Below are 14,768 nucleotides of genomic sequence, written 5' to 3'. Positions count from 1 at the left end.
ATCCGGGAAGGGCGAACCGGCCGAAGTCTGCTGGCGACTACTCGACGCGGCCGTAGCCTTTCTCCCACCAGCGACCGATGAACCCGAGCACCATCGCGTGACCGGGCTCCGCCGCCAGGAGGTGGACCCGCCGTTCTTTGGCCGCCCACGAAACCGCCTGCAACGATGATGGTGAGCCGTCGATCCCTGCAACGATCGAACAGTGGCCGGACATGGCGCACTCCTCCGGGTTTGCTGGTGCCGAATTTTCTGCCTCGACCTTCATCGTTGCGGCCCCCGGATGACACGGGGTCGCCGTAGTATCCGCCGAAAATCGGGCGTATTTGGCGTAGCCGCTGGTCGGGGGTGACTTAGCTGGTGGGCGCATCACCGCAACGGCATCTACCTGTGCGACGCGCCGACCAGGCAGCGCGCGGCCCGGGCCATTCTGCTGGCACACCTCGAATTCGACAGCGCCGCGTTGCCGTGACCGCGGCGCGATGGGCCTCGAGGTGGAATTACGCCCGCGGTGTGGTGCCGCTGACGATACGGTGGATGGTGGAGCGACCGACGCTGTACTCGTCGGCCAGGTCCGCCAAGCTCGCGTCGTCGTCGGGGTCGTGGTACCGGCGGTGGATCGTCTTGCGTGCGGCGAGAGGCAGTTTCGGTTGCTTACCCTTGAGGCGCCCTTTCGCGCGGGCCTTCGCCATGCCCTCCCGGGTCCGCAGGTGGTTCAGGTTCGCTTCGAATTCGGCGACCATGGCCAGCGTCTGCAGGAACAGCTTGCCGAACGGGTCGTTCCAGTCGTACACCGAACTACCGAGCCCGAACAGCACTTCGCGCTCGCGTAGACCGGTCAGGATCTCGCCGGCCTCGGCCATGTTGCGCGCGAACCGGTCGAATTTCGTTGTCGTCAGCACCACCTGCCGGCCGGTGACGGCCGCGGCGGCGGAGGTGACCGCGGCGAGCGCGTTGTCCAGCCCGGCCCGGTTCTTGCGGGTCGTGCCGGAGAACCCCTTGTCGATGAAGATCCGCTCGCGCGGCACTGCGAGCGCGAGCAGCTGTTCGGTCTGGATCCCGACATCCTGTTCGTCGGTGGAGCATCGGGCATATCCGACGCGGAACGGCTCACCCATCCATCCAGCGTTCCATAGGGCGGGGGTTCACCGGAACAATACGCGGAACACTCAAACGGAACAGTGGTGAGCAGTGGTGCGATCCGCAGCGCGCGGTGTTCCGCTGGCCGTTCGTCTTACGGAACAGCGGACAGTCGAAGGTGGGGGCAAGTTCGTCCGCTATCGTTCACCTGCGTTCGGCGCCACCCACGCCGCGATCTGTGCCCGCGAGACAAATCCGAGTTTGGCGAGGATGTGCTCGACGTGCCCTTGCGCGGTTCGCTGGGATATCACGAGTTTGTCCGCAATCACTCTATTGGTCAGCCCCTGTGCCACTAGGTCTGCGACTTGCCGTTCGCGCGGTGTCAGGTCTTTGTTCGGACCGGATCGTGGTGGGTCACCGGCTGCTGTGCTTTCACCGAGCGCATAGGCCACCGCTTGCCTGAGGCTAAGACCTCGACCTTGTTGGACGGCCTTGCTGAAGGCTCGCTCGCCGAGTACGAGACGTAAGCGGGCCAGGCTCGATTCCTGACCTGCGTTGATGTTGTACCGATTCAGCCGTTTGGCTCCGGTGGGTTCCCCTAACTTCTCAATTGCTCCCATCAGCACCGCGGCGTGCTCGGTTCGGTGCTCGGTGGCGGCGATCCACGCGCACGTGTAGAGGCAGCTGGTTGCGGTCGAAGGGCTGTTGAGGCTTCGGCTCAGTTGTAAGCCTCGTGTCAGCAGCTGAGTCGCTTGAACGGGGTCGGTGCACGAGACAGTTGACCCGAGCGCTGCCAGGGCTTGCGCTTGGTGGACAGTTTCACCCAAAGGCTCGGTGATGGCGAGGATTTCTTCAAAGCAGGTCATCGCTCGTGCTCGGTCCCCGCACCGTCCGCACGCAACTCCCAGTCCGAGGAGCACCTCGAGGTGCGTATCGAGGTCTTCGGATGCTCGGCACGCGTCGAGGACCTTCTCGAAATGAGTGACAGCCAGTGCCGCATCGCCGCTCGAGAGTGCTAGTTGACCCTCGGTGCGGGTAACCAACTGCTCCAGGATCGGGTCCGCCATGCCCGCGGCGTATTTACGCGCTTTCGCCACGAGAGCGAAGGGATCGGTGCCCTCGCCCTGCAACGCGGCGAGCATGCCCTCGGTGCAGAGCGCTGTGACCTGCGATCTGGTTGGTTGCTCGACCTGGGAGGTCAAGGCCCGACGGAGCCATTGCCTACCTTCACTCAGGAGGCCACGGGAGATCCAAAAGCGGCGAAGAGCGTTGGCTATTTGCAAGCCGACAGGAGCGTGGATCGGATCAGCAAGGCAATACGTCATCGCGTCGCGGAGATTTGGTAGCTCGCGCTCCAATCGGGTGGTCCACTCTGCCTGCCTGGGGCTGAGCCATTCGGTGTGTGCCCGCACGGTCAGTTGTTCGAACCAGTCCCGGTGCCGTCGTTGCAACGTCGAGTACTCGCCGCTCTCCCGAAGCCTGTCCCGCCCGTAGTCGCGAACCGTTTCAAGCAACCGGTACCGGATGACACCGTGTGTCTGCTCTGGGATCAGGATCGACTTGTTGACCAGCGCGGCCAACACCTCTAGCAGCTCGTTCGGGCCGAACTCCCCAGCGCAGAGCGCCTCCGCCCCGTCCAGCTCGAATCCTCCTGTGAAGACCGAAACCTTTCTCCACACTTCGCGTTCGCGTGCCGTGCAGAGCTCGTGGCTCCAATCAATACACAGTCGCAGGCTCTGTTGACGAGCAGGTGTACCCCGGTTCGCAATGCTCAGAGGTCGGTATCGATCGCTCAGGCGAAGCAAGATCTGCTGCGCCGACAACACCCGCAACCCCGCAGCCGCGAGCTCGATCGGCAGCGGCAGCCCATCGAGCCGCTGACAGATTCGTGCAACGACAGCCTTGTTGTCCTCGGTCACGCCGAACCCTGGGACGGCGGCGCATGCACGCTCGATGAACAGCCGCACTGCCTCATAGCTGGACAGCCCTTGCGCTGAGCAAGATCGGTCCGGATCTGGAAAAGTCAGTGGCCGCAAGGGAAGCGCGGCCTCCCCTGCAATTGCCAAAGTCTCCCGGCTGGTGGCGAGAATGCGAAGTCTTGGGCACTTCCGGAGCAATGCCGCCGTCGGGGCCGCGACTCCATCAACCACGTGCTCGCAATTGTCGAGCACGAGGAGGAGCTGTCGGGGGGCGAGGTACTCAGTTAAGGCTTCGAGCGTCCTCGTGGCCGATGGCGTCTCGATACCGAGGGCGCCGGCTACTGTTTCGGTGAACCGCGTGTCGTCCTGCTGCTCACCGAGTTCGATCAGCCATACCCCGTCGGTGAACGCCCGGCTCACGTCCGCTGCCACTCGCAGCGCAAGTCGTGTTTTACCCACCCCGCCGAACCCGGTGAGGGTGACGAGCCGGAATGCGCTGAGAAGGCGTTTGACCTCGGCGACTTCGCTTCGGCGACCGACGAAGCTGGACAGCTCGAAGGGTAGGTTTCCTACCCTCGAGCCCGTAGGGAGTGACATGGACCGCTTCTTTCATCCTGTTACGGTTCGCGCAGGGTGTGACGTCGGCGGGTAAACGTGCGCGAGGTTGTGGGCGTTTCGGGCGAGGAACTGTTCCCGTAGGCGTAGCACCATGAATAGAGTTGCGCCGTAGCGGCGAGGGCATTGTGGTGTTGGATCGTCGCCGACGACCGGTTGTACTGCAGTGCAAGGTTGTTCAGGTTGCAGAGTCGGTAGAGGCGGAGTATCCGAGAATTGACTGTTGCGGTGATGAACTCAGTCCGAACCATCTTGTGGATCTGGGTTCGGCACCCGGAGTGGTCTTTCGTAATCGGATGTGGTGTTGGTCGGCTCGTGCTGGCTCACTGTGCGGAACGTTGGGCGGGGATAGGCAATGGCGAGTTGGCTTTCGAGATGCTGGCCGCATCCGCTGTCTCGGACGCTTTCCCAAAGCTTGTCGAAGAAACGTGGTCGTGACATCCCGAATCGTTGGAATGTCTCGTCATCGGGTGCTCCGCCATAGGGCGCCCAGATTCGTGCGAATCGGAGGATCTCCTCCGCCTCCCTGTCGTGAGGTGCCGGCACTTGACGATAGGCCTGTCGACGATGCCCCGTCCGGGATCTGCAGATGCGGTCGTCGGCCTGCGCGCGGTGGGGTTGATCAGCAGCAATGGGGGATGCGTCGGGGTGGTGTGTGGTCATGGTGGTTCCCTGTGGGTCGACTTCGGGCACGCGTGGTCTGCGGTCCGCCGATGTAGGCACCGGGGTGGTCGTATCGCTCTCCTATCGTGTGGTCTGGAGCCAGACCGTGGTGTCCGGTGGAACTGTGAGAGCGTCCGTCGGGGGGCCGGAGGAGAGGAGGACGGTTGCGCCGGCGTCGATCGGGGCGGGCCCGCTGGAGAGGTTCACGACGCACCGAAAGGATGGTCCCCGGTCGAAGGCGAGGACATCGGGGGCGCAGGGCTGCCAGGCGAAGTCGTCCCCGCGCAGGGCGGGCAGGGTGCGGCGGAGTCGGAGTGCGGTGCGGTAGAGGGTGAGCATCGAGTCGGGGTCCCCGGATTCGGCGGCGACGGTCTTCGACTTCCAGGAGCTGGGTTGGGGCAGCCACGGCTGGATGTCGTCGGCGGCGAACCCGAAGGGCGGGTGATCACCGTTCCAGGGCAGCGGGACCCGGCATCCGTCGCGGCCGCGGATGGTGTGCCCGGATCGTTCCCAGGTCGGATCCTGCAGCAGGTTTTCGGGGAGGTCGGTGACTTCTTCGAGTCCGAGTTCTTCGCCCTGGTAGAGGTAGGCCCCGCCGGGCAGGGCGAGCATAAGAAGGGCGGCGGCGCGGGCGCGTCGAGTGCCGAGGGCGAGATCGGAGTCGGTGCCGGCGGTCAGGGTCATGGGCAATGTGCTGGTGTCGGCGCGCCCGAATCGGGTGAGGTGGCGGGTCTCGTCGTGGCTCGACAGCACCCACGTGGCCGGCGCTCCGACCTCGCAGAGCGCGTCGCGGCTGCGGTCGATCGCGGCGCGCAACACTGCCGGGTTCCAGCCGGCTCGGGGGAAGTCGAAGTTGAAGGCGGTGTGCAGTTCGTCCGGTCGCACGTAGCGGGCCAGGCGCTCGGGGCTGCGGACGATCGCCTCCGCGACGAACATGCGGTCTGGCCCGTATGTGTCGGCGATGGTGCGGAACTCGCGCAGGATGTCGTGGAGGGCGTCGACATCCCAGTGCGGGTTGTCGACCCAGGTGCTGGATTCGAAACGGGCTCCGGGTGCGTGGCCCGCGTCGGGCAGGCCGGGGACCTTGGCCATGGCCGACACGGCGTCGATGCGCATGCCGTCGACGCCGCGGTCGAACCAGAACCGTAGGACGTCGGCGAAGTCGGCGCGCACTTCCGGGTTGGTCCAGTCGAGGTCGGGTTGTTCGGGGGCGAACAGGTGCAGGTACCACTGGCCGGGTTGTCCGTCGGGGTCGGTGGTGCGGGTCCAGGCCGGTCCGCCGAAGGCGCTGATCCAGTCGTTCGGAGGGCGCTCACCGGTGTCGCCGCGTCCGTCGCGGAAGAAGTACCGGGCGCGCTCGGGCGAACCGGGAGCGCTGGCCAGGGCGTCCTGGAACCAGCTGTGGGTGTGCGAGGTGTGGTTGGCGGGCAGGTCGATGATGATGCGGAGCCCGGCGGCGTGGGCGGCGGCCAGTAGGGTGTCCGCGTCGTCGAGGGTGCCGAAGAGCGGGTCGATGTCGCGGAAGTCGGCGATGTCGTAGCCGCCGTCGGCCATCGGTGACCGGTACCAGGGGGTGATCCACACGGCGTCGACGCCGAGGTCGACGAGGTACGGCAAGCGGTCCCGGAGGCCTGTGATGTCGCCGATGCCGTCGCCGTCGGAGTCGGCGAAGCTGCGCAGATACACCTGATAGATGACGGCGTCGTGCCACCACTGGGGTGATGTGGTCATGGTGTCCTCGGGGTTGGTGGGTCGGGAGTTCATGCTCGGTGCGGAGTCAGCCCTTGACGGCGCCGGAGATCATCGCCTTGACGAAGTGGCGTTGGAACAGCAGGAACACCACGATGGTCGGTGCCATGATCAGCAGTGATCCGGCGTTGAGGAGGACGACGTCGGTGGAGTACTGGCCGACGAAGTTCTGCAGTGCGCCCGCCATGGTGCGTTTGCTGGGGTCGTCGATCAGGACGATGGCCTGCAGGAAGGTGTTCCAGGTCCACAGGAACAGCAGCAGGCACAGCGAGGCCAGCGCCGGGACGGCGAGCGGGATCTGGATGCGGCGGAAGGCCTGCCAGGGGCCGGCACCGTCGAGGGCCGCGGCTTCGGTGAGCTCTTTCGGCATGGACAGGAAATGCGCGCGCATCCAGAACACGGCGAACGGCATGAACGTGCCGATCAGGACCAGGATCAGCCCGAGGCGGGTGTTGAGCAGATTCATCTCGCGCAGCTGGTAGTAGAGCGGCACGATCGTCGCTTCCCGCGGGAGGGTCAACCCCAGCAGCATTAGCAGGAACACGACGGTGCCGCCGGGGACCTTCAGCTGCCCGAGCCCGTAGCCGGCCATCGCGGCGAACAACGCGGCGACCGGGACGACGCCGGCGACGAGGATGATGCTCGAGACCAGCAGGGGAGTCACCTCGGCGACGCGCCAGGCGTCGAGGAAGTTGTGCCACTGCGGGTTCGACGGCCACGACAGTCCCAAGGGGACGGTGCCCTGCGGTTGCAGTGCCGCCGACAGCATGCTCAGCAACGGCAGGATCGAGAAGATCATGGTGCCCAGCAGCAGGGCGAGTCCGGGGATGCGTTGGCGGACGGAGGTTTTCATGGCTATTTCTCTCTGAAGAAGCGCTGGATCGGCAGGATGACCAGCAGGATCAGGCCGGTCAGGACGACGGCGAGTGCGCTGGCGAGGCCAACGCGGGCTTCGGTGAAACCGAGTTGGTAGATCTGGACGCCGGGCACGGTGGTCGCGTAGCCGGGACCGCCCTGGGTGGACATGAACACGATGTCGAAGCTGGCGAGGGCGGCGATGATGGTGACGGTGACGCAGACCCCGATTTCGGCCCGCAGGGCGGGGACGGTGACGTACCGGAAGGTGCTGAAGAAGCCGGCACCGTCGATGCGGGCGGCCTCGTAGATCGCGATGTCGATCTTGCCGATGCCCGCCATGAGCAGGATGGTGCAGAATCCGAGCCCGAGCCAGGTGCCGATGATGCCGACCGCGGGCAGTGCCCAGTCGAAGTCGCCGAGCCACGAGCGGGTGAGGCCGCCGAGGCCGACGGCCGAGAGGAGTTGGTTCACGGTGCCGTTGCTCGAGAACATCCACACCCAGGCGACCGCCGCCGCGGCGCCCGGGATGATCTGCGGCAGGAACAGCAGAGTGCGGGTGAGGGTTCCGAGGCCGCGGATGCGGATCTCCTGGAGCAGTGCGGCGACGAGAAGTCCGCCGATGACCGGGAAGACGGTGAAGAACGCGATGAGGAAGAACGCGTGGCCGATCGAGGACAGCAACTGCGGGTCGGTGAGGACGCGGCCGTAGTTGCCGAGTCCGACCCAGCTGCCGACGGAGATGCCGTCCCAGTTGTAGAGGGAGTACCAGATGGTGGTCACAAGCGGCCGCAGGACGAAGACGGTGTACACCAGCGCCGCGGGGAGGACGAACAGCCATCCGGTCAGGGCTCGTTTGGCGCGGTGCCCCCGGTCGTGCCGGGTTGCGGCGCGGTGACCGAACGCCCGGACGGGGGAGGCCTGGGGGGTGTGCGCGGTGGAGGTCATCGGAGAAGGTCCTGCTGGTAGGCGGATTGGACGGCGGCCATCATCTGCCCGGATGTGGTTCGGCCGGCGGCGAGCATCTGGACCTGCGGTAACCAGGTGCCGGACATGCCGTTGGTGGCGTTCTGGACGAACTGGACCTGGCCGCCCGAGGCGACCAGCCTGCCGAAGGCGGCCTGGATCTGAGCACCCAGCGATCCGGGCGCGGTGGCCGGGACCTTGCCGGTGCCGGCCGGGGCGAAACCGGCATCGACCGCGACCTGCCGTCCGGCATCTGAACGGAGGAAGTCCAAGAAGGCTGCGGCGGCGTTCTTGTCGTCCGAGCCCGAGGGGATCGCGAAGTTGGACACCGGATCCGACATGGCCAGCACGGGCGCCCCCGCCGGTGCCGGCGGGAGAACGAAGCCGACGTCCTCGCCCATCTTGGTCTGCAGGGTCGCGGCATCCCAGTTCCCGGAGGCGTAGAACAGTGCCTCGCCGGCGGCGAACCGTCCGGCGGCGGCGGTGGCGTCGGTGCCGTTGGTGTCCTGGGGGAAGTACCCCTTTGCGGCCCAGTCGGCCACGACCGCAGCCGCATCGACGCCGGCGGGGGTGTCGAGGGTGGCGCCGGGAGTGTTGAAGACCCAGTCGTTGACCGCGTCCTGGCCGAGGGCGGTGTTCAGCATCATCTGGACCAGGAAGGTGACCTGCGCGCTCTTGTTGCCGGCCATGATCGGGACCAGTCCGGTAGTCTTCGCCGCCGCGAGTGCCTGCTCGAATTCTTCGACGGTGGTGGGCGGTGAGGTCATTCCGATCCGGGTCGCGAGCTCCTCGTTGTAGTAGAGACCGGTCAGGGTGAATCCGCTGGCCATCGTGTACTGCGGGCCGGTGCCCCGGACCCCGGCGTCATCGACCCGGTACATGGCCATCTGCCCTTCCGGTAGCTCGTTCCAGCCGTAGGCCTCGGCCCACGGATCGAGTGCGGTGAGCTGGCGGTTGGCCACCGCCGCCGGCAGCGCGATGATCCGTGCGATGTCCGGCGGGTTGTCCGAGGCGAGCACCCGGGGCGCGTTGACCGCCTGAACCTCGTCCGGGTCATAGCGCGCGGTGATGGTCACGTTCGGGTGGCGCTCGGTGAACGCCGCGATCAACGCCTCGTCGATCTTCTTCAGCCCCGCCCCGTCGTACAGGGTCAACTCGATCGGGTCGGTACCGAGATCCGTGCTCACCGCTACCGGCTCCGTCGGGGCTGTCGTGGTGTAGCCGCTGCCCGGCGGCGCGCAGGCCACCGCCGTCGGCAGGATCGCGGCTCCGGCGACCGCGGCGAACCTGCGCGCCCACCGGCCCCGGTTCGAGTGGTGTGAGTCCATAGCTCCTCCGCATTGAGACGCGCATCACAATTCGGAAGCGCTTCCGAAGCGTATGTCGGAAGCGCTTCCGAAATCAAGGTCGGTCGGGCTACCATCGCCTCGTGCCCGATCAACCTGGTTCTTTGAGTCTCAGCGACGTCGCCCGGGAAGCCGGCGTCTCGCTGACGACCGCCTCCCGCGCTCTCAACGACTCGTACGGGGTTTCCGCGGCCACGAGAGAGAAGGTCCTCGCCATCGCCCGTCGCCTCGACTACGTGGTCTCCCCGGACGCGGTCCGCCTGGCCGGCGGGCGGACCCGACGGGTGGCGTTGGTCGTTCCCCATATCGAGCGCTGGTTTTTCGGCGAGATGGTCAATGGAATCGAGACGGTGCTCGCATCAGCGAACTTCGACCTGTTGCTGTACCAGGTCGGTGGCCCCGAGGATCGCCAGGACTTCTTCACCCGGTTACCCGCCCGCCGGAAGGTCGACGCCGTGGTGGTGGTCGCGTTCCCGGTGGATCAACGCGAGCGCGAACGGCTCGCACTGATGGGCGTCGGTATCGTCGCCGCCGGCGGCCAGAGCGCCGACTACCCCTATGTCTGCATCGACGACTACCACGCCGGGCGGCTCGCCGTCGACCACCTCCTGGAATCAGGACACCGGCGGATCGCCATGATCGCCGCCCACGACCCCGATCAGCCCGGGTGGCCGGCACGCTCCGGTCGATCGGAGGCGTATGTCGACGCACTGACCGGAGCGGGCATCGCTGTGGACCACTGCCTCGTCCGCGACGTCGACTGGGGCGGCCTCAACGCCGCAGAGGCGATGGCCGACATCCTCGACGCCACCCCGGAATCGGCTCCGACCGCCGTCTTCGCGCACAGCGACGAACTCGCCCTCGGAGCGATCCGAACACTGCGCCGCCGAGGCCTGCGCATTCCTGAGGACGTCTCCGTCGTCGGAATCGACGACCATCCGCTCGCCGCACTCACCGACCTGACCACCGTGCACCAATCCGTGCGCGAGCAGGGCGAGATCGCCGCCCGACTCGTCCTCGACGCACTTGCCCCCATCCCAGACGGGGATGCCCCCACCGCCGTCACCGCACCGACCACACTCGTCGTCCGCGGCAGCACCGGACCCGCACCGGATCACGCTCGGTCACTCGCGGCTTCTTCCGACGACCCACACCCCGAACTTGCCGGTAGCCGCCCCGCGGTTCCCGCGCACCCCCAGGAGAGATGATGCGACTCGCCCTTCCCGACCACTGGGTCTGGGACAGTTGGATGACCGACGACGGCACCGATTACCACCTGTTCTTCCTCCGCGCCTCGCGCGCCCTGCAGGACCGCGAACGCCGCCACTACCGCGCGACCATCGGTCACGCGACGTCTCCGGACGGTGAGGAATGGACCCTCACCGCCGACGCGCTGGCGCCCTCCGATGGCCCGGCCTTCGATGACCTCGCCACCTGGACCGGCTCCGTCGTCCGCGACACCGGCGGACTCTGGAGCATGTTCTACACCGGAGTGAGCCGGGCCGAGAACGGCCTCAAACAACGCATCGGCCGCGCAACCTCCCCGGACCTGCTGACCTGGACCAAGGACCCCGACCTCGTCCTCGAGGCCGACGGCCGCTGGTACGAACGCCTCGGCGAAGGAACCTGGCCCGACGAAGCCTGGCGCGACCCTTATGTCTTCGAACATGCCGGTCAGTGGCACATGCTGATCACCGCCCGAGCCAACACCGGCGACCCCGAGGGCCGCGCCGTCGTCGGCCACGCCACCAGCGACGACCTGAACCACTGGCACATCCAACCCCCACTGTCGGCGCCCGCCGGCTTCGGCGAAATGGAGGTGCTCCAAGTCCACGACGTCCAGGGAAAGCCAGTCCTGGTGTTTTCCTGCGCGCCCAAGAACGCCCGCGTGACTGCCGAGCACAGTGCGGGGACGTGGATCGCCGAGGGACAGTCCCTGCTCGGGCCGTGGAAGGTCACCGACGCGAAGAATGTCGACACCGCGGACCTGTACGCGGTGCAGATGCGGCAGGCACGAGACGGCAACTGGATGACGTGGGGCTTCAACAGCGACGGACCGCAATTCGGCACCATCTCGTCCTCGAGCTACCTCCCGCCCACCGCCACAGAAAGTTCGACACCGACGACCTGACACCACCGATACACCCGCGCCACAGACGCACCACCCCACCTCACTCACTCGGATCGTCCGGCACGTTCCTGCCGGTGGAGGGATTCAATTCTCATGGCAACAATCACCTATGACCGCGCGACCAGGCTCTTTCCCGGCTCGGACGTCCCCGCGGTCGATCAACTCGACCTGCACATCGAGGACGGCGAGTTCCTCGTCCTCGTCGGCCCGTCCGGCTGCGGCAAATCCACCTCGCTGCGGATGCTCGCCGGACTCGAGGACTTCGACGGCGGGCAGATCCTGATCGGCGGCCACGACGTCACGCACGCCGAACCCAAGGACCGCGACATCGCGATGGTCTTCCAGAACTACGCCCTGTACCCGCACATGACCGTCGCGGAGAACATGGGCTTCGCCCTCAAACTCGCGGGTACCGACAAAGGCGAGATCCGCAGGCGCGTCGGGGAGGCCGCCGACATGCTCGACCTCCGTGACTACCTGGACCGCAAACCCAAGGCCCTCTCCGGCGGCCAGCGACAGCGGGTGGCGATGGGCCGCGCCATCGTCCGGCAACCCCAGGTGTTCCTGATGGACGAGCCGCTGTCGAACCTCGACGCGAAACTGCGCGTGCAGACCCGCACCCAGATCGCCCAGCTCCAGCGCCGACTCGGCACCACCACCGTCTACGTCACCCACGACCAGGTCGAGGCCATGACGATGGGCGACCGGGTCGCCGTCCTCAAGGGCGGCGTGCTGCAGCAGTGCGCGTCCCCCCGCGAGCTCTACCGCCGGCCCGCGAACGTCTTCGTCGCCGGATTCATGGGTTCACCGTCGATGAACCTGTTCACGCTGCCGGTAACGGACGGCGGAATCCGCTTCGGCGAGCAGGTGATTCCGGTGCCGCGGGACACCCTGTCGTCCGCCGGCTCCGAGGTGGTGTTCGGGATCCGGCCCGAGCACGTCGAACTCGCCAACGCCGGCCTCGAACTCGAGATCGACGTCGTCGAGGAACTCGGCTCCGAAGCGTTCATCTTCGGACGCACCCAGGTGGGCGGACGGCACGAACCAATCGTGGCCAGGGTCGACTGGCGAAACCCACCGGAGAAAGGCCAGACCGTGCACGTCCGCATCGACCCGACGCACGCCCACCTCTTCGCCAACACTCCCGGCGGCGCACGGCTACCGCAATAGCAGCCACGGCTGCTGAGTGCTTCGTGCCTCGCGGCATGGACTGCCAGCATCAGATTCGCACCGACGTGCTCGGACAACCGGGCGATCTCGCCGTCGGGCCGCCACCGCCGCCCGCCCCTCATCAGGCCCGAGACGGAACCGAACCGGGAACACCCGTCACCGGCCCACCCCCTCCCGAACCAGCAGAGAAGCCTCCCGACATGACCACCACCACCACCTCCACCGCCCGATGCGACATCGCCGTCGTCGGGGAATCCCTCATCGACATCACGATCGGTGGCGACTGCACCCGCGAACGGGTCGGCGGTAGTCCTGCTCTCCTCGCGCGGAGCCTTCGCCGGCTCGGTATCGCCACCACCCTGTTGACGACGTTCGGCGCCGACCGCCACGGCCGCGCCCTCCACGGCGAGCTCACCCGCTGCGGCGTCCGAGTGGTTCAGGCAGGTCATCCCGCCGCCCGCACCTCCACAGTCACCGCCCACCCCGACCGACCCGACACCGAAACCGTGGTTCTCAGCTGGGATCTCGTCCACACCGACGTCCCGTCGTGTGATCACCTGCACGTCGGCTCCATCGCCGTCGTCCGAGCACCCGGCGCCGATGACGTGGCACGACTCGTCTCCCGCCGGCACCCGGACACGACCATCAGCTACGACGTCAATGTCAGGCCCTCAGCGATGGGCCCCCGGCACATCTCGATCGTACGAATCGACGAGATGATCTCCCGCAGCGATATCGTCAAGCTGAGCGACGCGGACCTGGAATGGGTGCGGCCGGGCGAGCGCCACGGTGACGCGATGCGGTGGTTGATGTCTCGGGGCCCGGCGATCGTGGTCGTCACCCACGGCGCGGCCGGAGCCACGGGCTACACCAGGAGCGGGTCGGTGCGTGTGCGTGGCCATCGCGTCGACATCGGCGACCCGGCCGGGGTGGGTGACGCATTCATGGCCGGACTTCTGCACGCCATGACCGGGCGTGGTCTGCTTGGCCGCAACACTAGTCGGCCACTGCGGGCGATCGACCTCGACGACCTCCGAGGCATCCTGCACCACGCGAACCTCTGCGCCGCACAGGCCATCGACGTCGCGTAGCGACGCACAACCGGGGGTACCGAACATACGTTCGATCGGTGCGACACCCACGAGCCTGCCGGCGACCAGTACGGCGACGACCGAAGCGCAGTCGTATCGCTTAGTGGTCATATCGCTCAGTACGGCCGTCACCGAGTCGCCCGGGGCGGCCGTGGGAACCCTCGTGCATGCATGCCAGAGCGCAGTCCGAGGTTCGGGCTCATCGTCGAAGGCCAGCAATTCGGACACCGGCACACCCTTTCCGAACGTGTTGTGGAGTGCCCTTCGATCCTGGCACGGGTGATACCGAAGCCGGCCACGTTCCGAGTGGAACCGGATGCACCCTCATTACGTCACAGTGACGTAATAAGGGTGCATGGGCGGAGGGAGGGGAGACCCGAAACCGAACATTCATTCGGAAAAGCGGGCCACTCGACGACACCGCCGAATTGGCCTTAGCGGTCCGGGGCCGCACATCCGGCGGCGTGAATATTATTCAGCGCGCCGACGGACGCATCAGCCGCGACGCTACGAGGCCGACGCATCGAGTCGGATACGCGGCGAACAAGTGCCGGACGGGCCCGAGGACCAGATCGACGCAGAACTGGCTGCGGGTAAACAGGCAGGCCAAATCCGGACCTCTGACCTGCGGCGATAAAATGCCACCTTTTGCCGATAATCGACATTATGTCAACTAGTGGATCGCAGGGCCTGCCCCGCGCCACCGGCGACCTCCACACCCGGACGACGGGTCGGCAGCGTCGGCGCGTCGAGCGCTGTGGGTGACAGCCGCGCACCCTTTCCGTAGACGCACCCGTTCTCGGCCTCGAGAACGGGTGCGGGAACCGAGAACGAGTGCGTCCGTCCCTGAACGCTGAGGAATCCGGTACGAAGTCATGGATGCGCCCTAGCCACAGCGGCCCGGAACGGCACAGCGCCCGACTCGCCGGGATGGACGTTAGGGCCGCGTCCTGACGCTTCTCCCCCGTGTCGATACTCCGGAATCTATCCGACAAGCATTGCACGACAACGGCTCTCGTGTTTTCCGCTGCGTTGACGGCGCCAGTGACGGAGTCTTCCCTACACCGTCACCGGCGCCGAAAGGTCACCATAACAGATAATCGAATGTATGTTCGATGCGTTCGCGGGACTCGGCACCTCCGCGCTGTCAGCGCGCGAACCCGGGCCGGAGAACATATGCTTCCGG

The 14,768-nt window shown here is 66.6% G+C and carries 11 protein-coding genes; 4 read left to right on the top strand and 7 right to left on the bottom strand.

Annotation, left to right across the window (positions count from 1 at the left end; genetic code table 11):
* Positions 1-37: 37 nt before the first annotated feature.
* The 7 genes from ACLIVD_RS18445 to ACLIVD_RS18415 all read right to left on the bottom strand — a co-directional run bounded on the left by ACLIVD_RS18445 (position 38) and on the right by ACLIVD_RS18415 (position 9,172).
* The gene (locus ACLIVD_RS18445; protein WP_283332414.1) at positions 38-265 is read right to left on the bottom strand and encodes a hypothetical protein; all 228 of its coding nucleotides are present in this window, start codon (positions 263-265) and stop codon (positions 38-40) included.
* 232 nt (positions 266-497) lie between these two features.
* Complete coding sequence (locus ACLIVD_RS18440) at positions 498-1,115, bottom strand: recombinase family protein (protein ID WP_283332413.1); 618 nt, start codon at positions 1,113-1,115, stop codon at positions 498-500.
* A 159-nt stretch (positions 1,116-1,274) separates the two neighbouring features.
* Positions 1,275-3,593, bottom strand: coding sequence for an ATP-binding protein (locus ACLIVD_RS18435; protein WP_491930394.1), 2,319 nt, complete (start codon positions 3,591-3,593; stop codon positions 1,275-1,277).
* A 762-nt stretch (positions 3,594-4,355) separates the two neighbouring features.
* Positions 4,356-6,005, bottom strand: coding sequence for a glycoside hydrolase family 13 protein (locus tag ACLIVD_RS18430; protein ID WP_283332410.1), 1,650 nt, complete (start codon positions 6,003-6,005; stop codon positions 4,356-4,358).
* 46 nt (positions 6,006-6,051) lie between these two features.
* A complete protein-coding gene (locus tag ACLIVD_RS18425) occupies positions 6,052-6,876 on the bottom strand; it encodes a carbohydrate ABC transporter permease (RefSeq protein ID WP_491930393.1) in 825 nt (274 codons plus the stop codon).
* Between the two features lie 2 nt (positions 6,877-6,878).
* Positions 6,879-7,826, bottom strand: a complete 948-nt coding sequence (locus ACLIVD_RS18420) for a carbohydrate ABC transporter permease (protein ID WP_283332408.1) — start codon at positions 7,824-7,826, stop codon at positions 6,879-6,881.
* Entirely contained in the window at positions 7,823-9,172 is a 1,350-nt protein-coding gene (locus ACLIVD_RS18415) for an ABC transporter substrate-binding protein (protein WP_491930392.1), read from the bottom strand. Before ACLIVD_RS18415 ends, ACLIVD_RS18420 begins: the two co-directional genes overlap by 4 nt.
* A gap of 101 nt (positions 9,173-9,273) precedes the next feature.
* Here ACLIVD_RS18415 and ACLIVD_RS18410 point away from each other — a divergent pair, with 101 nt between their 5' ends.
* From ACLIVD_RS18410 to ACLIVD_RS18395, 4 genes are all read left to right on the top strand, one after another.
* A complete protein-coding gene (locus tag ACLIVD_RS18410) occupies positions 9,274-10,398 on the top strand; it encodes a LacI family DNA-binding transcriptional regulator (protein WP_491930391.1) in 1,125 nt (374 codons plus the stop codon).
* Positions 10,398-11,321: a glycoside hydrolase family 68 protein gene (locus tag ACLIVD_RS18405; protein ID WP_491930390.1), complete on the top strand. Its 924-nt coding sequence runs from the start codon at positions 10,398-10,400 to the stop codon at positions 11,319-11,321. The genes ACLIVD_RS18410 and ACLIVD_RS18405 overlap by 1 nt, the downstream gene beginning before the upstream one ends.
* 93 nt (positions 11,322-11,414) lie before the next feature.
* Positions 11,415-12,491, top strand: coding sequence for an ABC transporter ATP-binding protein (locus tag ACLIVD_RS18400; RefSeq protein ID WP_283332404.1), 1,077 nt, complete (start codon positions 11,415-11,417; stop codon positions 12,489-12,491).
* A 200-nt stretch (positions 12,492-12,691) separates the two neighbouring features.
* Positions 12,692-13,582, top strand: a complete 891-nt coding sequence (locus ACLIVD_RS18395; RefSeq protein WP_283332403.1) for a PfkB family carbohydrate kinase — start codon at positions 12,692-12,694, stop codon at positions 13,580-13,582.
* The last annotated feature ends 1,186 nt before the right edge of the window (positions 13,583-14,768 follow it).

This window comes from Rhodococcus sp. G6(2025), assembly GCF_058628105.1.
Note: the sequence above shows the minus strand (reverse complement) of the source record. Positions and strands in the feature narration are given on the sequence as shown.

What these genes read in the sequence shown, in the direction of transcription:
- ACLIVD_RS18445 (WP_283332414.1), bottom strand. Translation starts at nt 265, where the DNA reads ATGAAGGTCGAGGCAGAAAATTCGGCACCAGCAAACCCGGAGGAGTGC.
- ACLIVD_RS18435 (WP_491930394.1), bottom strand. Translation starts at nt 3,593, where the DNA reads ATGTCACTCCCTACGGGCTCGAGGGTAGGAAACCTACCCTTCGAGCTG.
- ACLIVD_RS18440 (WP_283332413.1), bottom strand. Translation starts at nt 1,115, where the DNA reads ATGGGTGAGCCGTTCCGCGTCGGATATGCCCGATGCTCCACCGACGAA.
- ACLIVD_RS18420 (WP_283332408.1), bottom strand. Translation starts at nt 7,826, where the DNA reads ATGACCTCCACCGCGCACACCCCCCAGGCCTCCCCCGTCCGGGCGTTC.
- ACLIVD_RS18430 (WP_283332410.1), bottom strand. Translation starts at nt 6,005, where the DNA reads ATGACCACATCACCCCAGTGGTGGCACGACGCCGTCATCTATCAGGTG.
- ACLIVD_RS18415 (WP_491930392.1), bottom strand. Translation starts at nt 9,172, where the DNA reads ATGGACTCACACCACTCGAACCGGGGCCGGTGGGCGCGCAGGTTCGCC.
- ACLIVD_RS18425 (WP_491930393.1), bottom strand. Translation starts at nt 6,876, where the DNA reads ATGAAAACCTCCGTCCGCCAACGCATCCCCGGACTCGCCCTGCTGCTG.
- ACLIVD_RS18400 (WP_283332404.1), top strand. Translation starts at nt 11,415, where the DNA reads ATGGCAACAATCACCTATGACCGCGCGACCAGGCTCTTTCCCGGCTCG.
- ACLIVD_RS18395 (WP_283332403.1), top strand. Translation starts at nt 12,692, where the DNA reads ATGACCACCACCACCACCTCCACCGCCCGATGCGACATCGCCGTCGTC.
- ACLIVD_RS18405 (WP_491930390.1), top strand. Translation starts at nt 10,398, where the DNA reads ATGCGACTCGCCCTTCCCGACCACTGGGTCTGGGACAGTTGGATGACC.